A 23,333-nucleotide genomic window follows, 5' to 3' on the forward strand; every position below is an offset into this window, starting at 1 on the left:
CAACCCTTCCATGACCGACTCCGTCGTTTTCGTCTTGCCGGGCTACGCCAATTCGGGCCCGCTTCACTGGCAGAGCCGTTGGGAGCGCGCCGACGCGCGCTTCTCGCGGGTCGCGATGCCCGACTGGGACCGTGCGTTCCGCAATGGCTGGTGTCTCGCGCTCGACCGGGCGGTCGAAGCCGCGCGCGGGCCCGTGCTGATCGCCGGCCACAGCCTCGGCACGCTGACCACCGCTTGGTGGGCGACCCGCTACGCACGCCCGGCCGCGCTCGCGAAAGTGCGCGGCGCGCTGCTCGTCGCATTGCCCGATCCCGCCGGGCCGGCCTTCCCGGTCGACGCGCACGGCTTCGGCCCGGTGCCGCACGAGCGATTGCCGTTTCCGACCTGCGTCGTCGCGAGCAGCGACGATCCGTACGGTTCGCTCGCGTTCGCACGCGGCTGCGCGCATGCGTGGGGCAGCGCGTTCCGCGACATCGGCCCGCGCGGCCACATCAACGCCGACAGCGGGCTCGGCGACTGGCCGGCCGCACGCGGCTGGCTCGACGCGCTCGCGCGCTAGCCGGGCCGTTCGCCGCCGCGCGAGCCTGACGCGTCAGATCGCCTGTTTCGCCTTCAGCGCGGCAATTCGCTCGTCGTCGTAGCCGAGCATGTCGCGCAGCACCTCTTCCGTCTGCGCGCCGAGCAGCGGCGGGGCGGTGCGTGCGTCCGGCGGCGTCGCGCTCATCCGGATCGGGTTGCGCACGAGCTTCACGTCCGCGCCGCACGGGTGCGGCAGCGCTACCTGCATCCCGCGCGCGACCACCTGCTCGTTGTCGAACACCTCGTCGAGATCGTTGATCGGCCCGCACGGCACGCCGGCCGCTTCGAGTGCGCCGATCCAGTCGGCCTTGCCGCGCGCCTTCACCATTTCCGCGAGGATCGGCACCAGCGTGTCGCGATGGCGCACGCGCGACGGGTTCGTCGCGAAGCGCTCGTCGTCGGCCAGCTCGGGCCGGCCGCCGGCTTCGACGAACTTGCGGAACTGCCCGTCGTTGCCGACCGCGACGATGATCCAGCCGTCGCTCGTCTGGAACGTCTGGTACGGCACGATGTTCGGATGCGCGTTGCCCCAGCGCACCGGCGGCTTGCCGCTCGCGAGGAAGTTGGTGTTCATGTTCGCCAGCAGCGCGACCTGCACGTCGAGCAGCGCCATGTCGATGTACTGGCCTTCGCCCGTGCGGTCGCGGTGCGCGAGCGCGGCGAGCACGGCGATCGTCGAATAGAGGCCGGTCGCGAGATCGGCGATCGCGACGCCGGCCTTCTGCGGGCCGCCGCCCGGCTCGCCGTCGCGCTCGCCGGTGATGCTCATGAAGCCGCCGATCCCCTGCACGATGAAGTCGTAGCCCGCGCGGTGCGCGTACGGGCCGGTCTGGCCGAAGCCGGTGACCGAGCAGTAGACGAGATCGGGCTTCACCGCGCGCAGCGCGTCGTAGTCGAGCCCGTATTTCTTCAACTGACCGACCTTGTAGTTCTCGAGCACGACGTCGCTCTGCGCGGCGAGCTCGCGCACGATCCGCTGGCCCTCGGGCGTCGCGATGTCGATCGTCACCGAGCGCTTGTTGCGGTTCGCCGCGAGGTAGTACGCGGCCTCGGCGGTATCCGCGCCGTCCGCGTCCTTCAGGTACGGCGGCCCCCAGTGGCGCGTGTCGTCGCCGGCGCCCGGGCGCTCGACCTTGATCACGTCCGCGCCGAAATCGGCAAGGGTCTGCGCGCACCACGGGCCCGCGAGCACGCGGGTGAGGTCCAGCACGCGGATATGGCTCAGGGCACCCATCGTCGAATCGTCTCCTTTCATGGCTGGCCTGCCTTGCCGGGCAAGGCCGATTGGCATGCCGAGCATCTTAAGGCGAATCGGCCGCGCGGGTGGCCCAGGCCGGTCGTCCGGCGCAGCGGGCCGCCGCCGCTTGGGCGGGCGGTCTGTATCGTATAATCGATCGTTTCCGAATCCATGCCGCCGCGCGCCCCGCCTGGGGCGCCGGCGTTTGAAGCCGTCTTTGCCAGACTGTCCCCGCACGCCATGAAAGCTGCCGAAATCCGCGAGAAATTCCTCAAATTCTTCGAATCGAAGGGCCACACGATCGTCCGCTCGTCGAGCCTCGTGCCCGGTAACGACCCCACGCTGATGTTCACGAACTCGGGCATGGTCCAGTTCAAGGACGTCTTCCTCGGCACGGACCCGCGCCCGTACTCGCGCGCCACGACGGCGCAGCGCAGCGTGCGCGCGGGCGGCAAGCACAACGACCTCGAGAACGTCGGCTACACGGCGCGCCACCACACGTTCTTCGAGATGCTCGGCAACTTCTCGTTCGGCGACTACTTCAAGCACGACGCGATCAAGTTCGCGTGGGAGCTGCTGACCACGGTCTACCAGCTGCCGAAGGAAAAACTGTGGGTCACCGTCTACCAGGAAGACGACGAGGCATACGACATCTGGGCGAAGGAAGTCGGCGTGCCGACCGAGCGGATCATCCGGATCGGCGACAACAAGGGCGCGCGCTACGCATCGGACAACTTCTGGACGATGGGCGACACCGGCCCGTGCGGTCCGTGTACCGAGATCTTCTACGACCACGGCCCGGACGTGTGGGGCGGGCCGCCGGGGTCGCCCGAGGAAGACGGCGACCGCTACATCGAGATCTGGAACCTCGTGTTCATGCAGTTCAACCGCGACGCGCAGGGCAACATGACGCGCCTGCCGAAGCAGTCGGTCGACACCGGCATGGGCCTCGAGCGTCTCGCCGCGGTGCTGCAGCACGTGCACAGCAACTACGAGATCGACCTGTTCCAGAACCTGATCAAGGCCGCCGCGCGCGTGACCGAGATCAGCGACCTCACGAACAACTCGCTGAAGGTGATCGCCGATCACATCCGCGCGTGCTCGTTCCTGATCGTCGACGGCGTGATTCCCGGCAACGAAGGCCGCGGCTACGTGCTGCGCCGGATCGTGCGTCGCGCGATCCGCCACGGCTACAAGCTGGGCCGCAAGGGCGCGTTCTTCCACAAGCTGGTGGCCGACCTCGTCGCCGAGATGGGCACCGCCTATCCGGAGCTGAAGGAGGCCGAACAGCGTGTGACCGACGTGCTGCGCCAGGAAGAGGAGCGCTTCTTCGAGACGATCGAGCACGGCATGTCGATCCTCGAGGCCGCGCTGGCCGACGTCGACGCGAAGGGCGGCAAGGTGCTCGACGGCGAACTCGCGTTCAAGCTGCACGATACCTACGGCTTCCCGCTGGACCTGACGGCCGACGTGTGCCGTGAGCGCGGGATGACGGTCGACGAGCCGGCGTTCGACGACGCGATGGCGCGTCAGCGCGAGCAGGCGCGCGCGGCCGGCAAGTTCAAGGCCACGCAGGGCCTCGAATACTCGGGCGCGAAGACCACCTTCCACGGTTACGAGGAAATCGCGTTCGACGACGCGAAGGTCGTCGCGCTGTACGTCGACGGCTCGGCCGTCAACGAAGTGAAGGCCGGCCAGGATGCGGTCGTCGTGCTCGACCACACACCGTTCTACGCGGAATCGGGCGGCCAGGTCGGCGACCAGGGCGTGCTCGCGAACGCCGCGACGCGCTTCGCGGTGGCCGACACGCTGAAGGTGCAGGCCGACGTGATCGGCCATCACGGCACGCTGGAGCAGGGCACGCTGAAGGTCGGCGACGTGCTGCGCGCGGAAATCGACGCGCAGCGCCGCGCGCGCACGCAGCGCAACCACTCGGCCACCCACCTGATGCACAAGGCGCTGCGCGAAGTGCTCGGCGCACACGTGCAGCAGAAGGGTTCGCTCGTCGACGCGGAAAAGACCCGCTTCGACTTCGCGCACAACGCACCGATGACCGACGACGAAATCCGTCGCGTCGAGCAGATCGTCAACAACGAGATCCTGGCGAACGCGCCGGGCATCGTGCGCGTGATGCCGTACGACGAAGCGGTGAAGGGCGGCGCGATGGCGCTGTTCGGCGAGAAGTACGGCGATGAAGTGCGCGTGCTCGACCTCGGCTTCTCGCGCGAACTGTGCGGCGGCACGCACGTGCACCGCACCGGCGACATCGGCCTGTTCAAGATCGTCGTCGAAGGCGGCGTCGCGGCCGGCATCCGCCGGGTCGAGGCGATCACCGGCGACAACGCGGTGCGCTACGTGCAGGAACTCGACGCACGCGTGAACGAAGCGGCCGCGGCGCTGAAGGCGCAGCCGTCGGAACTCACGCAGCGCATCGCGCAGGTGCAGGACCAGGTGAAGTCGCTCGAGAAGGAACTGGGCGCGCTGAAGTCGAAGCTCGCGTCGAGCCAGGGCGACGAGCTCGCGCAGCAGGCCGTCGAAGTCGGCGGCGTGTACGTGCTGGCCGCGACGCTCGACGGCGCCGACGCGAAGACGCTGCGCGAAACGGTCGACAAGCTGAAGGACAAGCTGAAGAGCGCGGCGATCGTGCTGGCGGCCGTCGAAGGCGGCAAGGTCAGCCTGATCGCGGGCGTCACGCCGGACGCGAGCAAGAAGGTCAAGGCCGGCGAGCTCGTGAACTTCGTCGCGCAGCAGGTCGGCGGCAAGGGCGGCGGCCGTCCGGACATGGCGCAGGCAGGCGGCACCGAGCCGGCGAACCTGCCGGGCGCGCTGGCCGGCGTGAAGGGCTGGGTCGAAGAACGGCTCTGATCGTTGCACGACCGATGCGATGCCGTCGCCCTGACGGCATCGCGTGAATCGAAAAACGACCCGATCGGCAGGCGCCGGTCGGGTCGTTTCGTTTGTGCGGTCGAGGCGTGCCGATCGATGCGGCGACGCGCGGGCACGGGTCAGGCCGGTACGGTCACCGTCGGCTTCGTCACGTCGCCGGGCTGCCGCGCGGTGTCGGTGAGCGCATCGCGCAGCGCGGCGAGCGCCGCCGACGCATAGCCCCGCCGCCACGCGAGCAGCGTGTCGATCCCTTCGAGTTCGGGAATCCTGTGCGCGGCGATGTTGCCGGTCTCGGGCTGCAGATCGAGCACCGAACGCGGCGCGACCGCGATGCCCGCGCCGGCCGCGACGCACGCGACGATCGCGTGATACGAGCCGAGCTCGAGCACGCGGGCCGGCTTCACGCCGTGCGCCGCGTACCACTGCTCGACGTACTTGCGATACGTGCAGCCGCGCTCGAACGCGATCAGTGTCGGCAGGATCACGTCGCGTGGCGTGCGCACCGGCGGATGGCCGCGCGGCGTGAGCAGCACGAGATCCTCGCGGAAGATCGGCACGGTCTCGAACGTGTCGGGCAGCATGTCCGGCTCGGGCGGGCGCGCGAACAGCGCGGCGTCGACCTCGAAGTCGCGCACGCGGTCGATCAGCCAGCCCGTCGTGCCCGTCAGCAATTCGAGCGACACGTCGGGCCACGCGTGGTGATAGCGCGCGAGGATGGTCGGCAGCCGGCTCGCGGCCGTGCTTTCCATCGTGCCGAGCCGCAGCCGCCCGCGCGGCGTGTCCTCGCGCACCGCGTCGCGCGCCTCGTCGGCGAGCGCGAGCAGGCGCTCCGCATACGGCAGCAGCGTCTGCCCGGCCGGCGTCAGCACGAGCCGGCGGCCGTCGCGCACGAACAGCGCCGCGCCGAGTTCCTCCTCCAGCTGCTTGATGCGCGTCGTGACGTTCGACTGCACGCGATTGAGCTTGGCCGCCGCGCGCGTCACGCCGTTCTCGCGCACGACCGCCCGGAAAATCGCCAGCGCCGCCAGGTCCATGATTCTCTCCGAGGGATGAGTCGATTCTTAATTATTCATTTTTCGAGAATGGTTGGTCAAGCTAGGATGGACCCATTCCGATTTCCGATCCGGCTGGCGCGCGCGAAGCGCCGGCCCATGCCGCCATGTCCCGCTTCGATGCTCCGCCCGCCGCCGCCCGCGTGCCTTCGTCCGACCAGGCCGACCGCCGCGCCCGCGCGGCCGCGCTCGCCTGCATGGTCGGGCTCGCCGTCGTGCTCGGCGTCGGCCGTTTCGCGTTCACGCCGCTGTTGCCGCTGATGCTCGCGGACGGCTCGATCGACCTGAAAGCCGGCGGCTGGCTTGCGTCCGCAAACTATGCGGGCTACTTCGTCGGCGCGGTCAGTTGCGCGGCGCTGCACGTCGCGCCGGCGCGGATGGTGCGCTTCGGGCTCGCGGCGACCGTGCTGCTGACCGCCGCGATGGGCATCGGTCACTGGCTGCCGGCGTGGCTCGTCGTGCGTTTCGTCGCGGGCGTCGTCAGCGCATGGACGTTCGTGTTCATGTCGCAATGGGGGTTGCGGCGTCTGGCCGAGCTGGCTGCGCCCGAATGGAGCGGGGTGATCTACGCGGGGCCGGGCGTCGGCATCGTGGTGACGGGGCTGATCGGCAGTGCGCTGGCCGGCCGGCATGCGGCGCTGGGCTGGCTGGGTTTCGCGGCGTTGTCGGCCGTCCTGTCGGTCGCGATCTGGCGCACGTTCGGTGCGGCGCCGGCCGTGGCGCACGCGCAGCCAACGTCGCCCGCTGCCGCGCCACATGCGGCCACCGGCGTGCCGGTCGCCCCGGCGGCGCGGGCCGCCCCGCGAAGCCGTCGCGCGGACGCCGCGTGGCTCGTCGTGCTGTACGGCGCACCGGGCTTCGGCTACATCATCACCGCGACGTTCCTGCCGGTGATCGCGCGCGCCGCGCTGCCGGCCGGTTCGCCGTGGCCCGACCTGTTCTGGCCGATGTTCGGCGCGGCGCTGATCGTCGGCGCGATCACCGCCGCGCGGCTACCTGGCCACTGGGACAACCGGCTGCTGCTGGCGGCCGGCTGCGCGACGCAGGCGCTCGGCATCGCGGCCGGGATCGTGTGGCCGAACGCGGCCGGCTTCTCGATCGGCAGCGCGTTGCTCGGCCTGCCGTTCACCGCGATCACGCTGTTCGCGATGCGCGAGGCGCGGCGCCTGCACGGCGAGCGCGCGGCCGGGCTGATGGGTTACGCGACCGCCTCGTATGGCGTCGGGCAGATCCTCGGGCCGCTCGTCGCGGCGCCGCTGGCCGCGCGCTTCGGGTCGTTTACGCCTGCGCTGTGGGTCGCGGTGGCCGCGCTGCTGATCGGTGCCGCCGGCTTCGCGGCGACCGCCGCGCGCGGGCGCCGATCATCCCGGCGCGGGTAGGGCCGGATCGTCTCGGGCGCGGGCAAACTCGCTAGAATGAAGCCTTTCCCGCGCCGAGCGGGTGCGCGGGCAGCCGGCAGGCGGCCGTCCGGCGCCCGCCAGATTCTCATCGATGACCACCGCCGACTACCGTTTTTGCCCGCGCTGCGCGAGCCCGCTCACCGAGCGGGCCGATCCCGACCATGAGGGCGGCCGCGTTCGCCAGGCGTGCCCCGACGAGTCGTGCGGCTACGTGCACTGGAACAACCCGCTGCCGGTCGTCGCCGCGATCGTCGAACTCGACGGCAAGATCCTGCTCGCGCGCAACGCGGCGTGGCCCGAAGGGATGTTCGCGCTGATCACCGGCTTTCTCGAAAACGGCGAGACGCCCGAGGACGGCATCGCCCGCGAGGTGTTCGAGGAAACCGCGCTGAAGGCCGAGCAGGTATCGCTCGTCGGCGTGTACGAATTCATCCGCAAGAACGAACTGATCATCGCGTACCACGTGCGGGCGTCGGGCACGGTGTCGTTGTCGCCGGAACTGCTCGAGTACAAGCTCGTCGATCCGCCGCTGCTGCGCCCGTGGCGCGCCGGCACGGGCGTCGCGCTCGCCGACTGGATGCGCGCGCGCGGCCTCGATTTCGAATTCGTCGACCGGCCGGGGCAGTGACGGGCCGGCCTGCCCGCAGGGTTTCATCCGCCGCGGCGCGCGCGATCGCGACGCGGCGCTTCGTCGCCGGCCGGCGCGCCGCGTCGTGCGGCCGCCACGCGTCGTCTTCGCCGCCGTCATCTCCCTCGTTCCCTTCGCTTCCATCGTCCTGACCGCCATCGCCATGTCCGACAAGCCACAGCCGCGTCCGCGCGACGCCTATCGCCACTTCCTGCCGATCACGACCCGCTGGATGGACAACGACGTTTACGGGCACGTGAACAACGTCGTCTACTACAGCTACTTCGACACCGTCGTGAACGAGTACCTGATCCGCGCGGGCGTGCTCGACGTCGAGCACGGGCAGACGATCGGGCTGGTCGTCGAGACGCAGTGCAACTACTTCGCGCCGCTCGTGTTCCCGCAAGCGGTCGACGCGGGGCTGCGCGTCGTGAAGCTCGGCACGTCGAGCGTGCGCTACGAAGTCGGGCTGTTCGCGCAGGGCGATGCGTCACCCGCCGCGCAGGGGCACTTCGTGCACGTGTACGTCGATCGCGGCACGCGCCGTCCGATGCCGCTGCCCGACGCGCTGCGCGCCGCGCTCGAACCGCTCGCCGCCTGACGCCACGCGGTGCACGCGTTCGCGCTCCAGGCCTTCAACGGCCTCAGCTACGGCTTGCTGCTGTTCATGCTGTCGGCCGGCCTCACGCTGATCTTCAGCGTGCAGGGCGTGCTCAACTTCGCGCATGCGAGCTTCTACATGCTCGGTGCGTACGTCGGCTACGGCATCGCGGCCTGGGTGGGCTTCTGGTCCGCGCTCGTGCTCGCGCCGCTCGCGGTCGGGCTGTTCGGCGCCGGCTGCGAACGCGCGCTGCTGCGCCGTGTGCAGGCGCGCGGCCATACGAGCGAACTGCTGCTGACCTTCGGTCTCGCGTACCTGATCGGCGAGGGCGCGAAACTCGCGTGGGGCCTCGCACCGCTGCCGGCGCCCGTGCCGCCGCTGTTCGACGGCGCGCCGGTGACCGTGTTCGGTCTCGCGTTGCCGCGCTACCGGCTGTTCATGATGGCGATGTCCACGACGATGCTGGTCGCGCTCGGCGTGCTGCTGCGTGCGTCGCGTATCGGGCTCGTCGTGCGCGCGGCGCTCACGCATCGCGCGGCCGTCGAGGCGCTCGGCTACGACGTGCCGCGCGTGATGACGGCGCTGTTCGGCGCGGGCACCGCGCTCGCGGCGCTGGCCGGCGTGATCGGTGCGCCGCTCGCGGTGATCGAGCCCGCGCTGGCCGAAACCGTCGGGTCGGTCGTGTTCGCGGTGGTCGTGATCGGCGGGCTCGGCTCGCTCGGCGGCGCGTTCGTCGCGTCGCTCGCGGTCGGTTTCGCGCAGACCTTCGCGGCGGCGAGCGACACGTCGCTGCGCGACCTCGTGCAATGGACGGGCATCGCGCTACCGGATAGCGTCGCCGCCGTGTCGATCGCGCAACTGGCGCCGCTGGTGCCGTACCTGCTGCTCGTCGCGGTGCTGGTCGCGCGACCGCGCGGGTTGTTCGGCGAGCGTGTCGATGCATAGCCGCGCATTGGCCGGATCCGCGCGCTGGGCGCTGTTCGCCGCGTGCGTCGCGCTGCCCGCGTGGCTGTGGCCGCACGGCGCGGTGCTCGGCTATCTCGCGCAGACGGCCGCGCTCGTCGTGCTCGCGCTGTCGTACAACCTGCAGCTCGGCACGACCGGGCTGCTGTCGTTCGGGCATGCGGCGTTCGCGGGCCTCGGCGCGTTCGCGGCCGCCCACTGGTTCAATCACGTCGGCGGCCCGCTGCCGCTGTTGCCGCTCGTCGGCGGCGCGGCCGGCGCGGGCTTCGGGCTCGTCGCCGGGCTGCTGGCGACGCGCCGCTCCGGCACCGCGTTCGCGATGATCACGCTCGGGCTCGGCGAATGCGTCGCGGCGGCCGCGTGGAGCGTGCCCGCGTGGTTCGGCGGCCTCGGCGGCGTGCCGATCGACCGGGCGAGCGGCGCGTCGTGGGGCAACGGCTATTTCGGCGCGCCGGCGCACGCGTATGCGGTGATCGCCGCGTGGTGCGTCGTGTCGGCGTGCGCGATGCATGCGTTGACGCGCACGCCGCTCGCGCGGCTCGCGAACGCGGTGCGCGACAACCCGGCGCGCGTCGCGGCGCTCGGCACCGATCCGCGCCGCGTGCGGCTCGCGATGGTGACCTGCGCATCGTTCTTCGCCGGCATCGCCGGCACGCTGACGCTGATCGACGTCGAAATCGCGACGCCCGACAGCGTGTCGATGGCGCGCTCGGCGACCGTGCTGATCGCCGCGGTGATCGGCGGCACCGGCGCATTCTTCGGGCCCGCGGTCGGCGCGGCCGTGCTGACCGCGCTGAGTATCGTCGTCGCGGGCGTGTCGCGCGCGTGGGCGCTGTATCTCGGCGTGTTGTTCGTCGCGGTCGTCGTGGCCGCGCCGGGCGGGATCGCCGGCATTGCGCAAACGCTCGCGCATGCGCTGCGCCGCGGCGCGCCGGCGGCCGAGCGGTGGCGCGTGCTGTGCGGCGTCGGCGCGTGCGCGTTCTGGGGCGTCGCGATCGTCTGCGCGGCCGAGCTCGGCTATGCGTGGCGGTTCGCGCAGGACGACGGCACGGGCCTCGCGTTCGGTGCGTGGGGCATCGATGCCGATACGCCGGTCGGCTGGGCCGTCGCATGCTCGGCGGCCGGCATCGGCACACTGCTGTGGGGCTGGCGCGCGCGGCTCGCGCATGACGCGGCAGCGACTCCGCGGGAGGACGCGCGATGAACGGCAACGCGATCGCGCTTCACGGCGTCGTGCAGCGCTTCGGCGCGCAGACGGTGCTCGACGGTGTGGATTTGAGCATCGCGGCCGGCGAGCGTCACGCGCTGATCGGGCCGAACGGCGCAGGCAAGTCGACGCTGTTCGGCGTGATCGCCGGGGCGACGCGGCCGACGCGCGGGCGTGTCGTGCTGCACGGCGTCGAGCTGCGCGGACGCGGGCCGGTCGTCGCGAGCCGCCTCGGCATCGGCCGCAGTTTCCAGCAGACGAGCGCGTTCGCGCGGCTGACCGTATTCGACAATCTGCGCTGCGCGGCGCTGCATGCGCCGGCCGAACGGCGGCGCTGGTGGAACCGGCTGCGCGAATCGGCGTCGATCGATCTCGCGGCCGCGCGCGTGCTGCACGACGTCGGCCTCGACGCGCGGCGCGACACGCCGGCCGGCGAACTGAGTTATGCGGAGCAGCGCGCGCTCGATCTCGGGATCGCGCTTGCAAGCGGCGCGCGTACGCTGCTGCTCGACGAGCCGACGGCCGGCATGAGCCGCGCGCAGGCGGCGCGGATGATCGCGCTGATCCGCGCGACGACGCAGGGTCGCACCGTGCTGATGATCGAGCACGACATGGACGCGGTGTTCGGGTTCGCCGAACGCATCACGGTGCTCGTGCGCGGCGCGGTGGTCGCGACCGGCGCGCCCGACGCGATCCGCGCCGATTCGCGCGTGCGGGCCGCGTACCTGGGCGAGGGCGCGACATGAGCGCCGTGCTCGACATTCGCGGGCTGCGCGCGTGGTACGGGGTGCAGCCCGTGCTCGACGGCGTCGATCTCGCGCTCGCGCCGGGCGAGACGCTCGCGCTGCTCGGTCGCAACGGATCGGGGCGTTCGACGCTCGCGAAGGCCGTGATGGGGCTCGTACGCACGGCCGGTTCGGTGCGCATCGCCGGCGCCGAATGCACGGGCGCGCGCACGTTCGAAATCGCGCGGCGCGGCGTCGCTTACGTGGCTGAAAGCCGCGACGTGTTCCCGCTGCTGACCGTGCGCGACAACCTGCGGCTCGGTTTGCGCGGCGCGCGCGGCACGGCCGAACGCGCAGCGCTCGACGGCCTGCTCGACCGGTTTCCGCTGCTGGCCGCACGCGCGGACGTGAAGGCGGGGCGGCTGTCGGGCGGCGAGCAGCAGGTGCTCGCGCTGGTGCGCGCGCTCGCCGGCCGCCCGCGCGTGCTGATCGTCGACGAGCCGGCCGAAGGGCTCGCGCCGCTCGCGGTCGACGAAGTCGGCGCGTGCCTTGCCGCGCTGCAGGCCGACGGCGTCGCGATCGTGCTGATCGAGCAGCGGTTGCAGCTCGCGCCGCGGCTCGCGCGGCGCGTGGCGGTGATGGGGCGGGGACGGATCGTCTACGACGGCGCGCTCGACGGGCTGGGCGGCGAAGTCGCCCGCGCATGGCTGAGCGCCGGCTGACGACGCCCGATCGATTGTTCGGCAAACTCCGCCAGTCAATTCGCTTCAAGCCGCTTTATCGCTGCGGTGCCGCACAAGTACATTGCCAGTCAGGCCGGTCGCCATCACGACGCAACGATGCAACGACGCATCACCGCCTCGCTGCGGCAACCGGCACCATCCATCGAACGTCTTCGGACTGGAGAATGAAATCATGAGCAAGCTGGCAGGCAAGGTCGCGATCGTCACGGGCGCATCGAAGGGCATCGGCGCGGCAATCGCGAAGGCACTGGCCGACGAAGGCGCGGCGGTCGTCGTCAACTACGCGAGCAGCAAGGCAGGCGCGGACGCGGTCGTCAGCGCGATCACCGAAGCGGGCGGCCGCGCGGTCGCGGTCGGCGGCGACGTGTCGAAGGCCGCCGACGCGCAACGCATCGTCGATACGGCGATCGAAACGTATGGCCGTCTCGACGTGCTCGTCAACAATTCGGGCGTGTACGAATTCGCGCCGATCGAAGCGATCACCGAGGAACACTATCGCCGGCAGTTCGACACGAACGTGTTCGGCGTGCTGCTGACCACGCAGGCGGCCGTCAAGCATCTCGGCGAAGGCGCGAGCATCATCAACATCAGTTCGGTCGTGACCAGCATCACGCCGCCGGCCAGCGCCGTGTACAGCGGCACGAAGGGCGCGGTCGACGCGATCACCGGCGTGCTCGCGCTCGAACTCGGCCCGCGCAAGATCCGCGTGAACGCGATCAACCCGGGGATGATCGTGACCGAGGGCACGCACAGCGCGGGCATCATCGGCTCCGATCTGGAAGCGCAGGTGCTCGGCCAGACGCCGCTCGGCCGCCTCGGCGAGCCGAACGACATCGCGTCGGTCGCCGTGTTCCTCGCGTCGGACGATGCGCGCTGGATGACCGGCGAGCACCTCGTCGTCAGCGGCGGGTTGAACTGATCGTCCGCGGTACCGCGCGAACGGTGGGAGGGCGCCGTTCGCGCCGCTACGCGCTCATCGCCAGCGCATTCGCGCCGACGTGCCACCGCAAACATTCGACGACGAGCGCGTGATCGGCTTCGGAGCCGAGCCCCGCGATCGTCATCGCGCCGACGATGCCGGCGCCGGCGATCCGCAACGGCACGCCGCCGCCGTCGAGCGCGTAGTCGTCGTCCGACAGGCCCTGCGACCGCAGCGACCAGCCGGCCCGCCGAAAGCGCGCGCCGACCGCGAGCGAACTCTGGCCGAACCGCAGCACTGTGTTCTGCCGGCGGCGGATCGCGTCGCTGTCGTGCGCGTCGCTGCCGTCGAGCGCGCAGTAGAACAGCGGCGCCTGCTCGCCGACGATGCTGACCGCGATCGGCAGCCCGCGTCGCGACGCGAGGTTGACCGCGATTTCTCCCATGCGGCGCGCGGCGGCCGCGTTGAAGTGCGGCAGCGCCGGATTCGACGCATCGTCGTCGAAGGCGTGGGGTTCGAGGCGAAAGGGGGGCGTCACCATGGCGGCTCCGTAGCGTTGCCGGCGCTGTCCGCGCGCGCCGGGCGTCGCATCGTCACGGGCCGCGCGCGGGCCCGTGTTTCGTTCAGTGCTTCGGTGTTTCGGCACTTCAGCGCTTCAACGCTTCAGCGTTTCGGCGCCGCATCGAGCATCCACTCGTGCGCGGGATCGTTCTTGAACGCCCATGCGCGGCTGGGGCCCGCCATCACGTTCAGGTAGTACAGGTTGTAGCCGTGAGGCGCGACGACCGGGTGGTAACCGCGCGGCACCATCACGACGTCGTGGTTCTCGACCGCGCATGCCTCGTCGAGACTGCGGTCGTCGGTGTACACGCGCTGGAACGCGAAACCCTGCGGCGGATCGATCCGGTGATAGTAGGTTTCCTCGAGCGAGGTTTCGTCGGGCGCCGCGTCGCGGTCGTGCTTGTGCGGCGGATAGCTGCTCGAATGGCTGGCCGGCGTGACGACTTCGACGACCAGCAGCCGGTCGGCGGCCGGATTGTCGCCCATCAGGATGTCGCACACATAGCGCGTGTTGGTGCCCTGGCCGCGTACCGAGCGGCGCATCCGCTCGCCGTCGAGGCGCCGTACCGGCTTGTCGCCGCTCGCGTACGGCGCGGTGCACAGCGCGACTTCCGCATCGCGCGTCGCGACCAGCGTGACGGTCTTGCCGCCCGGCACGTACAGCGCGTCCGGCGACACGTCCTCGAACACGCTGTCGCGCTTGCCGAGCGCATCGTAGGTTGCGCCGTCGACGTCCGCGCGCACCGTGCCCGTGAGCACCACGACGCACAGTTCGCGCGTGCCGGTGTCGAGCGTTTCGGTGTCGCCGGCCTTCAGGCGCAGCGCGCGAAAGCCGACGTGCTGCCAGCCGGCCGATTCGGGCGTGACGTTGCAGATTTCGCGGTCGGCGGATGCCTTGACCAGCAGGGGAGAAATCGTCATGAAAGGGGTCTCCGCAATAGGGTAGGGCTCGAGCGCTCACGCGCCTTCGTGCGGGCTCACGCGCTCAACCGGTCGACGATCGCGCGCAGCGACTCGTAGCCCTTCTTCGCATGCGCGTAGCTCGGCGCGACGGCCGGGTCCTGTTCGGCCTCGACGACGAGCCAGCCTTCGTAGCCGGCGTCCTTCAGCGTGCGCAGCGTCGCGTCGTAGTCGAGCGCGCCGTCGCCCGGCACCGTGAAGGTGCCGTTGATCACGCCGTTCAGGAAGCTCCAGCCGTCGTTGCGCGCCTGGTTGACCACCTGCGGCCGCACGTCCTTGCAATGCACGTGCGCCACGCGCGATACGTGCTTCTTCAGCAGTGCGACCGGGTCGGCCGCGCCGCCGAAATACGCGTGGCCGGTGTCGAACAGCAGGAACACCTTCGCCGGATCGGTCAGCGCCATCAACCGGTCGACGTCGTCCGGCGATTCGACGTACGCGCCCATGTGGTGATGGTAGGCAAGCCGGATCCCGTACGTGTCGAGCAGGTGCGCGCCGAACGCATCGAGGCGCGCGGCATAGCGCCGCCACGCTGCGTCGTCGACGAAACGCGGCCGCTTCGCGACCGGCGTGTCGATGCTGCCCTGGATCGTGCCCGCGCACTCGCCGTACACGACCACCGTCACGTCGTTGTACTGCAGCTTCGTCATGTGCGCGCGGCAGCGCTCGATTTCGGCGGCGACCGCATCGGCGTCGGTCATGCCCGGCGCGAGCTCCGCGAGGAAGCCCGAATACCAGCCCGACACGCATACGAGCCCGAATTCGGCGAGTTTCGCCTTCAGTTCGGGGCCGGTCTTCGGAAACTTGTTGCCGAGCTCGAAGCCCGCATAGCCGATTTCGGCGCCTTCCTTCAGCGCCGTTTCGAGCGGCGTCTCGCCGCCGAGCGACGGCAGGTCGTCGTTCATCCACGACAGGGGGTTGATACCGATGCGGACGTTCCAGCTCATGACGTGCTTCCTTGATTCGAATGTTGTTGTCTCGGCGCGGCCGATGGAAAGGGGGCGGCTCAGCGTCGCTGGCGGGTTTTCGCGTCGAGATACGCGCGGTGTGCGTCCACGACGCCCGCGCGTTCGGACACCTGCGGCACCGCGACTTCCCACCATGCGCCGCCGTCGTCGGTCGTGCGACGGTGCGTGGTGTCGATCACGAGCACCTGGCTCTTCTTCGCCGCGCGGGCGCGTTTCATTTCGTCGCGCAATTCGCCGATGTCGCGCACGTGCACGGCTTCGGCGCCCATCGCGCGCGCGTGCATCGCGAAGTCGATCGTCGAGCGTTCGCCGCCTTCGGGCACGCAGTCGTCGAGCATGTTGTTGAAGCTCGCGCCGCCGCAATTCAGTTGCAGCCGCTCGATGCAGCCGTAGCCGCGGTTGTCGAGGATCACGACGATCAGCTTGCGGCCGAGCATCACGGAGGTCGCGAGTTCGGCGTTGAGCATCATGTACGAGCCGTCGCCGACGATCACGATCACTTCGCGCTCGGGCCGCGCGAGCTTCGCGCCGAGGCCGCCCGCGACTTCGTAGCCCATGCACGAATACGCGTAATCCATGTGGTAGTTGCCCGGCACGCCGCTGCGCCACAGCTTGTGCAACTCCGCCGGCAGCGTGCCGGCCGCGCACACGACGAGATCGTCGCGCGCGCTGTCGAGGCCCGCGTCGGCCGCGGAGTCGCGCACCGCGCCGATCACTTCCGCGTCGTACGGCAGCGTGTCCGTCGGAATCCGCGTGGTCAGCTCCGTCACGCGCGCGTTCCACGCGGCGGCCTGGTCGCGGCTCGCGGCGGTCCACGCCGGGTCGGCGCGCCAGCCGGCCAGCGCGGCCGACAATTGGCCGAGGCCCGTGCGCGCATCGGCCACCAGTTGCCGGCCGCGTTTCTTGCCCGCGTCGAACGGCTGCACGTTCAGGCTCAGCAGCGTCGCGTCGCCGTAGAGCGCGTGCGAACCGGTCGTGAAATCCTGCAGCCGCGTGCCGACCGCGAACACGACGTCGGCCTGCGCGGCCGCGCGGTTCGCGGCGGGCGAGCCCGTCACGCCGATCGAGCCGAGGTTCAGCGGGTGATCCCACGCGAGGCTGCCCTTGCCGGCCTGCGATTCGGCGACCGGTACGCCATGCGTGTCGGCGAACGCGCGCAGCGCGTCCCACGCCTGGCTGTACAGCACGCCGCCGCCGGCGACGATCAGCGGCTTCTTCGCGGCCTTCAGCACGTCGAGCGCATCGGCGAGCTCGAGCGCGTCGGCCGGCGGGCGGCGCATCCGGATCAGCGGCGGCGCGAAGAACGCCTCGGGCCAGTCGTACGCGAAGGTCTGCACGTCCTGCGGCAGCGCGAGACAGACGGGGCCGCACTGCGCGGGATCGGTCATCACCTGGATCGCGCGCGGCAGCGCGACGAGCAGTTGCTCGGGCGACGTGATGCGGTCGAAGTAGCGCGTCACGGGCCGGAAGCAGTCGTTCGCGCTGACGTCGCCCTGTTCGAAATCCTCGACCTGCTGCAACACGGGGTCGGGCAGCCGCGACACGAACACGTCGCCGGGCAGCAGCAGCAGCGGCAGGCGGCCGACGTGCGCGAGCGCGGCCGAGGTCAGCATGTTGGTCGCGCCGGGGCCGATGCTCGACGTCGCGGCCATCATCCGCTGGCGGAAATTCGCCTTCGCGAACGCGACGGCCGCGTTGGCCATTCCTTGTTCGTTGTGCGCGCGAAACGTCGGCAGCCGATCCTTCTCCGTGTGCAGCGCTTCGCCGAGCCCGGCCACGTTGCCGTGGCCGAAGATCGCGAATACGCCGCCGCAGTACGGCAGGATCTCGGTGCGGCCGTCGGGCTGGACGACTTCGGCGCGCAGGGCGGCCAGGTAGCGCACGAGCGCCTGGCTGACGGTCAGTCTTACGGTGGTGGTCATCGTCGGTCGATAGAGAGAAGTCGGGTGGTCGTCACGAACGGAGGCATCAGGCCGCGGCGGCGCGGGCGGCGGCCCGGCGGCCGAGCCACGCGTCGACCAGTTGTGCGAAATTGCCGGCCACTTCGTCGATCAGCGCCTGATCGTCGATCCGGCCCGCGAACCAGTTCAGCGACGCATCGGCCCACAGCGTGCGGCCGACCATGAAGCCCTTGACGATCGGGTTGGTCGCCGAGCGGAAGCTGTCGACGAGGTATTGCAGCGGCTGGTTCAGCCCGAGGATCACCGCGCCGCGGCAATGCGGGTCGCGCTCGGCGATCAGCGCGGCGAGCCGCGTCCAGCCGTCGGCGGTGAGCGGCGTGAGCTTCCACCATTCGGGTTTCACGCCGAGGTTGTAGAAGCGCGCGACGGTGCGCAGCACCGCGTCGTCCTCGGTGCCGGCCGGCGTGACCGCGCGCGGCGGAATCATCTCCAGCAGCAGCTCGTTGCCGCTCGCACGCGTGGCTTCCCACAGTTCCAGCACGCGCTGCTCCTGCTCGACGCGCAGGTCGACGGGGTCGTCGGGGTGATAGTGAACCAGGCACTTCACGACCTGTTCGGTCGGCCAGTGCGTGAGCGACGAGCCGACCGAGCGCGTGTCGTCGAACCGCAGCGGGCGCGAGCCCGGCAGCTCGACCGGACGGCCGACCCACCAGCCGCGCCCGGTGGCCGACGCGAGCGCGTCGCTACCGTACGCGCCGCCGTCGATCAGCACGCCGACGTGGCCGGCGATGCCGCGATCGCGCTCGACCTGTTCGACCGCGCGCACGAGCAGGCGCTTCAGCGTCTTGATCCGCGCTTCGTCCGCGCCGGCCTGCACCGCGAGCTCGTAGAACTGGCTGCGATGGTCGAACGCCATCACGCACAGGTCGTCCCAGTCGCGGCGCGGCACCGTCACGCGATGCAGGTGCGCGAGCGTGCGGTCGGCATCGACTACCGGATTGCGGCTGCCGTCGAACCAGTGCGCGAGTTCGGCCGGCGTCGGCATCGCGGCCGAGCATGCGTGGCGCGACACGACGATCGCGCCGCACGCGTTCGCGATGCGCGTCGATTCGGCCCAGTCGCGCCCGCGCAGCAGCCCCGACAGCAGGCCCGACAGGAATGCGTCGCCCGCGCCGAGCACGTTGAGCACCTCGACGCGCTCGCCGAGAAAGGTCGGCGCAGCGTCGATGCTGGCCGGAATGTCGCCTTCGATCACGCAACAGCCGAGCGCACCGCGCTTGACGACCAGCGTCGCGTTCGTGATCGCGCGCACCGCCTGCAACGACCCGATCAGGTCGTGCGGCACGCCGCCCGCGATCAGGAATTCTTCCTCCGTGCCGACCAGCAGGTCGAATTCGCCGAGCACCTGCTGCAACTGCCGCGTCACCTGCGCGTCGGGTACGTAGCGGTTTTCGCCGGCGCCGCGCGCGGTCAGTCCCCACAGCACCGGCCGGTAGTCGATGTCGAGGATGCGCACCGTGCCGTGGCTACGCGCATACGTCAACGCGGTCAGCGACGCCTCGCGCGTACCCGGCGTCGACAGATGCGTGCCGGTGATCGCGAGCGCGCGGCAACCGGCGATGAAGTCCTCGCGGATCTCGTCGGCGCGCACGGCCATGTCCGCGCAGTTCTCGCGCACGAACAGCAGCGGAAACGTATCGCGATCCTTCAGCCCGAGCAGCACCAGCGCGGTGAGGCGCTCGCGGTCGGTCTGCAACTGGCTCGTGTCGCAGCCTTCGCGCTCGAGCGTCTCGCGCAGGAAGCGGCCCATCTGCTCGTCGCCGACGCGCGAAATCATCGCGGTCTTCAGCCCGAGCCGCGCGACGCCGAACGCGACGTTGCCCGACGAGCCGCCGAGATACATCTGGAAGCTGCGCGCGTCCTCGAGGCGGCTGCCGTACTGCTGCGCATAGAGATCCACGGCCACGCGGCCGAGGCAGGCGAGATCGATGGGGCGGTCACTCGGAAAGTTCAGCAGGCTCATATCACGTGTCACGCTCGCGGCCGGCGTTCGGCGCTGCCGGCAGATTAGGGGACCGATCCGGCGACGGCTGTCCGCAGCAGGTGCTGCACGACGCGAGGCTGCCTGTCGCCGGGATTCGGGCTACGGAACGGAGTCTAGACTTTTTGGAAATCCAGTTCCCTAGGTGAAATCACGTAGAAATAAATTTCCAAATTTTCGAGGAAGTGATCTACAGTTTCATCCGGATGCTTCAGTCCCGATCGGACCCGATCGGACTCGGCCCGGCGGCGCGCAACGCGCCGTCTTCCGCCCCCCGGAGATGAGGAGACAGATTGATCATGAAGACCAAGCTGATGGCCGTCGCGGCCGCCGCGATCCTGGCTGCGCCGCTCGCGCATGCCGAGAAGATCGGCGTGACGATGGCATCGTTCGACGACACATTCCTGACCATCCTGCGCAACAGCATCGCCGATTCGGCGAAGAAGGACGGCGCGACGGTGCAGATCGAGGACGGCGGCAACGACGTCGGCAAGCAGTTGAGCCAGGTCCAGAACATGATCGCGCAGAAGGTCGACGCGATCATCGTGAACGCGGTCGATACCGACGCGACGCCGAAGATCACGAAGATGGTGACCGCCGCGAAGATCCCGCTCGTCTACGTGAACCGCAAGCCGGTCGATTTCGACAAGCTGCCGGCCGGCGTCGCGGTCGTCGCCTCCGACGAAAAGCAGTCGGGCACGCTGCAGGCGCGCCAGGTGTGCAAGCTGCTCGGCGGCAAGGGCGACATCCTCGTGCTGATGGGCGAGCTGTCCAACGAATCGGCGCGCGCCCGCACCAAGGACATCGAGGACGTGATCGCGACGAAGGATTGCGCGGGCATGAAGATCGTCGACAAGCGCGAAGGCAAGTGGAGCCGCACGCAGGGCCAGGACATCACGATGAACTGGCTGAGCTCCGGGACCAAGTTCGACGCGATCGTGTCGAACAACGACGAAATGGCGATCGGCGCGATCAACGCGCTGAAGGCCGCGCGCAAGCTCACGCCGAAGACCGTCGTCGCCGGCATCGACGCGACGCCGGACGGGCTTGCCGCGATGAAGGCCGGCGAGCTGAAGGTGTCGGTGTACCAGAACGCGACCGGGCAGGGCGCGCAGGCGGTGGCCGCGGCGCTCAAGCTCGCGAAGAAGCAGCCCGTCGATCGCTACGTGAACGTGCCGTTCGAGCTCGTGACGCCCGACAACATGAACCAGTACGCGAAGCACTGACCGGTTTTTCCGTTGAACTGCGCGGGCCCGGTACGCCGGGTTCGCGCGACTTGTCGAGGAACGTCCATGTTTACAGCCAGGATCGCGCGCCCGATGGCCGCCGGCGACGCGCCGGCGGCTTCGTCCGGGGCGGCCGGCGCGTCCGGTTCGCCGCCGCCTTCCGCGGCCGACTGCGTGCTCGAGGTGCGCGGGGTCGGCAAGTCCTTTCCCGGCGTCGTCGCGCTCGACGGCGTGCAGTTCCGCGTGCGCCGCGGCACCGTTCATGCGCTGATGGGCGAGAACGGCGCCGGCGAGTCCACGCTGATGAAGATCATCGCGGGCGTCTACACGCCCGACCAGGGCGAAATCCTGATCAACGGCGAACCGGTCGTGCTGAACGGCCCGCTCGACGCGCTCGACCGCGGGATCGCGATGATCCATCAGGAACTCAACCTGATGCCGTACATGACGGTCGCGGAGAACATCTGGATCCGCCGCGAACCGAAGAACCGCTTCGGCCTGATCGATCACGCCGAGCTGCGCCGCCGCACGGCCGCGCTGTTCGAGCGGCTGTCGATCGACATCGATCCGGAAACCGACGTGCGCACGCTGACGGTCGCGAGTCGCCAGATGGTCGAGATCGCGAAGGCCGTGTCGTTCGACTCGGACGTGCTGATCATGGACGAGCCGACCTCCGCGCTGACCGACAAGGAAGTCACGCACCTGTTCCGGATCATTCGCCAACTGCGCGAGCAGGGCAAGGGCATCGTCTACATCACGCACAAGATGAACGAGCTGTTCGAGATCGCCGACGAGTTCTCGGTGTTCCGCGACGGCAAGTACATCGGCACGCATGCGTCGAGCGACGTCACGCGCGACGACATCATCCGCATGATGGTCGGGCGCGAGATCACGCAGATGTTCCCGAAGGAGGACGTGCCGATCGGCGACGTCGTGCTGTCGGTGAAGGATCTCTGCGTCGACGGCGTGTTCCGCGACGTGAGCTTCGAGCTGCGCGCGGGCGAAATCCTCGGCGTCGCCGGCCTCGTCGGCTCGGGGCGCTCGAACGTCGCGGAGGCGCTGTTCGGCGTCGTGCCGGCCACCTCGGGCGAAATCCGCATCGACGGCAAGCCGGTGCGGATCGCGACGCCCGCGCAGGCGATGAAGCACGGGATGGCGTTCCTCACCGAGGACCGCAAGGATTCCGGCTGCTTCCTGAATCTCGACCTGCTCGCGAACATGGAAGCGGCGGTGCTCAGCCACCGCTACGTGAAGTTCAATTTCGTGCAGCAGGCGCAGTTGAAGCGCGACTGCGAGGAAATGAGCCGGATGCTGCGCGTGAAGTCGCCCGGGCTGCACGAGGAAATCCAGAACCTGTCGGGCGGCAACCAGCAGAAGGTGCTGATCGGCCGGTGGTTGCTCACGCAGCCGCGCATCCTGATCCTCGACGAACCGACCCGCGGCATCGACGTCGGCGCGAAGGCCGAGATTCACCGGCTCGTCAGCGCGCTCGTGGGCAAGGGCGTCGCGGTGCTGATGATCTCGTCCGAAATGCCGGAAGTGCTCGGGATGAGCGATCGCGTGATGGTGATGCACGAAGGGCGCATGACCGGCATCGTCGATCGCAAGGACGCCGACCAGGTCCGCATCATGGATCTCGCGTCGCGCTGAGCCGAAACAAGATTGGAGACAACTGAAATGGGCAACCTGAACCCGGTCGCGGATGCGCAGACCATGACACTCAAGTCGCGGCATACGAAGTGGCCGCCCGAACTGAGCATCTTCCTCGTGCTGGTCGGCATCAGCCTGTTCTTCGAGATCGTCGGCTGGATCGTCGTCGGCCAGAGCTTCCTGTTCAATACCGAGCGGCTCGAGATCATCGTGCTGCAGATGGCCGTGATCGGCATCATCGCGGTCGGCGTGAACCTCGTGATCATCACCAGCGGGATCGACCTGTCGTCGGGGTCGGTCGTCGCGGCGGCGGCCGTCGTGTCGGCGAGCCTCGCGCAGGTGTCCGACTTCCCGCGCGCGGTGTTTCCGCACCTCACCGACTTGCCGATCATCTGGCCGGTGCTGGCCGGCGTGTGCGTCGGGCTGCTGGTCGGCCTGCTGAACGGCTCGCTGATCGCGATGACGGGCATCCCGCCGTTCATCGCGACGCTCGGCACGATGGTCGCCGCGCGCGGCTTCGCGAAGTGGTTCACCAACGGGATGCCGGTGTCGATGCTGACCGACCAGTTCGCGGCGATCGGCGCGGGCGCCAACCCGGTGATCATCTTTCTCGTGATCGCCGCGATCTTCCACGTCGTGCTGCGCTATACGCGCTTCGGCAAGTACACCTATGCGATCGGCGCGAACCGCCATGCGGCCGTCGTGTCGGGCATCAACGTCACGCGGCACCTGGTGTTCGTCTATGCGATCGCGGGCCTGCTGAGCGGGATCGCCGGCACGGTGACGGCCGCGCGCGCGATCTCCGGCCAGTCGGGCATGGGCGTGATGTACGAGCTCGATGCGATCGCGGCCGTCGTGATCGGCGGCACGTCGCTGTCGGGCGGCCTCGGCCGCGTGACGGGCACCGTGATCGGCGTGCTGATCCTCGGCGTGATGACGTCGGGCTTCACGTTCATCCGCATCGACGCGTACTACCAGGAGATGGTGAAGGGCGCGATCATCGTCGCGGCCGTGATCGCCGACCAGTACCGCAACAAGAAGTCGCGCCGTTGAGCGCGCGCGTGATCCCGAAATCAGAATTCGCAT

General features: G+C 69.7%; 20 protein-coding genes. 13 read left to right on the plus strand and 7 right to left on the minus strand.

Features of this window, described 5'->3' with window-relative positions; genetic code table 11:
- The first annotated feature begins 10 nt into the window (after positions 1 to 10).
- Positions 11 to 559, plus strand: coding sequence for an alpha/beta hydrolase (locus KU887_RS07500; RefSeq protein WP_006489670.1), 549 nt, complete (start codon positions 11 to 13; stop codon positions 557 to 559).
- Positions 560 to 592: 33 nt separating this feature from the next.
- Here the strand turns inward: KU887_RS07500 and KU887_RS07505 are convergent, their stop codons facing one another.
- Positions 593 to 1,813 carry a CaiB/BaiF CoA-transferase family protein gene (locus KU887_RS07505; RefSeq protein WP_034200686.1) on the minus strand — a complete coding sequence of 407 codons (1,221 nt, stop codon included), beginning with the start codon at positions 1,811 to 1,813 and terminating at the stop codon, positions 593 to 595.
- Positions 1,814 to 2,056: 243 nt separating this feature from the next.
- Here KU887_RS07505 and alaS point away from each other — a divergent pair, with 243 nt between their 5' ends.
- Positions 2,057 to 4,681, plus strand: coding sequence for an alanine--tRNA ligase (alaS, locus tag KU887_RS07510; protein ID WP_205671972.1), 2,625 nt, complete (start codon positions 2,057 to 2,059; stop codon positions 4,679 to 4,681).
- A 140-nt stretch (positions 4,682 to 4,821) separates the two neighbouring features.
- On the opposite strand, the gene KU887_RS07515 is transcribed toward alaS, so the two are convergent.
- Positions 4,822 to 5,736, minus strand: a complete 915-nt coding sequence (locus KU887_RS07515; protein ID WP_006489674.1) for a LysR family transcriptional regulator — start codon at positions 5,734 to 5,736, stop codon at positions 4,822 to 4,824.
- Between the two features lie 125 nt (positions 5,737 to 5,861).
- Between KU887_RS07515 and KU887_RS07520 the strand changes: the two genes are divergently transcribed.
- The 8 genes from KU887_RS07520 (at position 5,862) to KU887_RS07555 (ending at position 12,940) form a co-directional block, all read left to right on the plus strand.
- Positions 5,862 to 7,133 carry a YbfB/YjiJ family MFS transporter gene (locus KU887_RS07520; protein WP_258255393.1) on the plus strand — a complete coding sequence of 424 codons (1,272 nt, stop codon included), beginning with the start codon at positions 5,862 to 5,864 and terminating at the stop codon, positions 7,131 to 7,133.
- A 112-nt stretch (positions 7,134 to 7,245) separates the two neighbouring features.
- Positions 7,246 to 7,782 (plus strand): NUDIX domain-containing protein, encoded by a 537-nt coding sequence (locus KU887_RS07525; protein WP_006494058.1) that lies wholly within the window; start codon positions 7,246 to 7,248, stop codon positions 7,780 to 7,782.
- Between the two features lie 163 nt (positions 7,783 to 7,945).
- Positions 7,946 to 8,383 carry a thioesterase family protein gene (locus tag KU887_RS07530; protein ID WP_125333202.1) on the plus strand — a complete coding sequence of 146 codons (438 nt, stop codon included), beginning with the start codon at positions 7,946 to 7,948 and terminating at the stop codon, positions 8,381 to 8,383.
- Positions 8,384 to 8,392: 9 nt separating this feature from the next.
- Positions 8,393 to 9,328, plus strand: coding sequence for a branched-chain amino acid ABC transporter permease (locus tag KU887_RS07535; RefSeq protein ID WP_258255394.1), 936 nt, complete (start codon positions 8,393 to 8,395; stop codon positions 9,326 to 9,328).
- A complete protein-coding gene (locus KU887_RS07540; protein ID WP_212136908.1) occupies positions 9,321 to 10,550 on the plus strand; it encodes a branched-chain amino acid ABC transporter permease in 1,230 nt (409 codons plus the stop codon). Before KU887_RS07535 ends, KU887_RS07540 begins: the two co-directional genes overlap by 8 nt.
- A complete protein-coding gene (locus KU887_RS07545; protein ID WP_058901375.1) occupies positions 10,547 to 11,299 on the plus strand; it encodes an ABC transporter ATP-binding protein in 753 nt (250 codons plus the stop codon). The genes KU887_RS07540 and KU887_RS07545 overlap by 4 nt, the downstream gene beginning before the upstream one ends.
- Entirely contained in the window at positions 11,296 to 12,000 is a 705-nt protein-coding gene (locus KU887_RS07550) for an ABC transporter ATP-binding protein (protein WP_258255395.1), read from the plus strand. Before KU887_RS07545 ends, KU887_RS07550 begins: the two co-directional genes overlap by 4 nt.
- Before the next feature lie 193 nt (positions 12,001 to 12,193).
- Positions 12,194 to 12,940 (plus strand): SDR family NAD(P)-dependent oxidoreductase, encoded by a 747-nt coding sequence (locus tag KU887_RS07555; protein ID WP_006481604.1) that lies wholly within the window; start codon positions 12,194 to 12,196, stop codon positions 12,938 to 12,940.
- Positions 12,941 to 12,986: 46 nt separating this feature from the next.
- Here KU887_RS07555 and KU887_RS07560 read toward each other — a convergent pair whose 3' ends face one another.
- The 5 genes from KU887_RS07560 to iolC all read right to left on the minus strand — a co-directional run bounded on the left by KU887_RS07560 (position 12,987) and on the right by iolC (position 19,353).
- Positions 12,987 to 13,481: a heme-degrading domain-containing protein gene (locus tag KU887_RS07560; protein ID WP_006497766.1), complete on the minus strand. Its 495-nt coding sequence runs from the start codon at positions 13,479 to 13,481 to the stop codon at positions 12,987 to 12,989.
- A gap of 122 nt (positions 13,482 to 13,603) precedes the next feature.
- On the minus strand, positions 13,604 to 14,422 hold the full coding sequence (gene iolB / locus KU887_RS07565; RefSeq protein ID WP_048986430.1) for a 5-deoxy-glucuronate isomerase: 819 nt from the start codon (positions 14,420 to 14,422) through the stop codon (positions 13,604 to 13,606).
- A gap of 56 nt (positions 14,423 to 14,478) precedes the next feature.
- Complete coding sequence (gene iolE, locus KU887_RS07570) at positions 14,479 to 15,408, minus strand: myo-inosose-2 dehydratase (protein ID WP_258255396.1); 930 nt, start codon at positions 15,406 to 15,408, stop codon at positions 14,479 to 14,481.
- A gap of 59 nt (positions 15,409 to 15,467) precedes the next feature.
- Positions 15,468 to 17,351 (minus strand): 3D-(3,5/4)-trihydroxycyclohexane-1,2-dione acylhydrolase (decyclizing), encoded by a 1,884-nt coding sequence (iolD, locus tag KU887_RS07575; protein ID WP_258255397.1) that lies wholly within the window; start codon positions 17,349 to 17,351, stop codon positions 15,468 to 15,470.
- A 46-nt stretch (positions 17,352 to 17,397) separates the two neighbouring features.
- Positions 17,398 to 19,353, minus strand: a complete 1,956-nt coding sequence (gene iolC / locus KU887_RS07580) for a 5-dehydro-2-deoxygluconokinase (RefSeq protein WP_034200678.1) — start codon at positions 19,351 to 19,353, stop codon at positions 17,398 to 17,400.
- A gap of 317 nt (positions 19,354 to 19,670) precedes the next feature.
- Between iolC and KU887_RS07585 the strand changes: the two genes are divergently transcribed.
- From KU887_RS07585 to KU887_RS07595, 3 genes are all read left to right on the plus strand, one after another.
- A complete protein-coding gene (locus KU887_RS07585; RefSeq protein ID WP_012492538.1) occupies positions 19,671 to 20,597 on the plus strand; it encodes a sugar ABC transporter substrate-binding protein in 927 nt (308 codons plus the stop codon).
- Between the two features lie 66 nt (positions 20,598 to 20,663).
- On the plus strand, positions 20,664 to 22,247 hold the full coding sequence (locus tag KU887_RS07590; RefSeq protein WP_258255398.1) for a sugar ABC transporter ATP-binding protein: 1,584 nt from the start codon (positions 20,664 to 20,666) through the stop codon (positions 22,245 to 22,247).
- 27 nt (positions 22,248 to 22,274) lie between these two features.
- Positions 22,275 to 23,300: an ABC transporter permease gene (locus KU887_RS07595; RefSeq protein ID WP_034200677.1), complete on the plus strand. Its 1,026-nt coding sequence runs from the start codon at positions 22,275 to 22,277 to the stop codon at positions 23,298 to 23,300.
- Positions 23,301 to 23,333 lie beyond the last annotated feature (33 nt).

The organism is Burkholderia sp. EMB26 (genome assembly GCF_024730645.1).
GTDB lineage: Bacteria > Pseudomonadota > Gammaproteobacteria > Burkholderiales > Burkholderiaceae > Burkholderia > Burkholderia cenocepacia.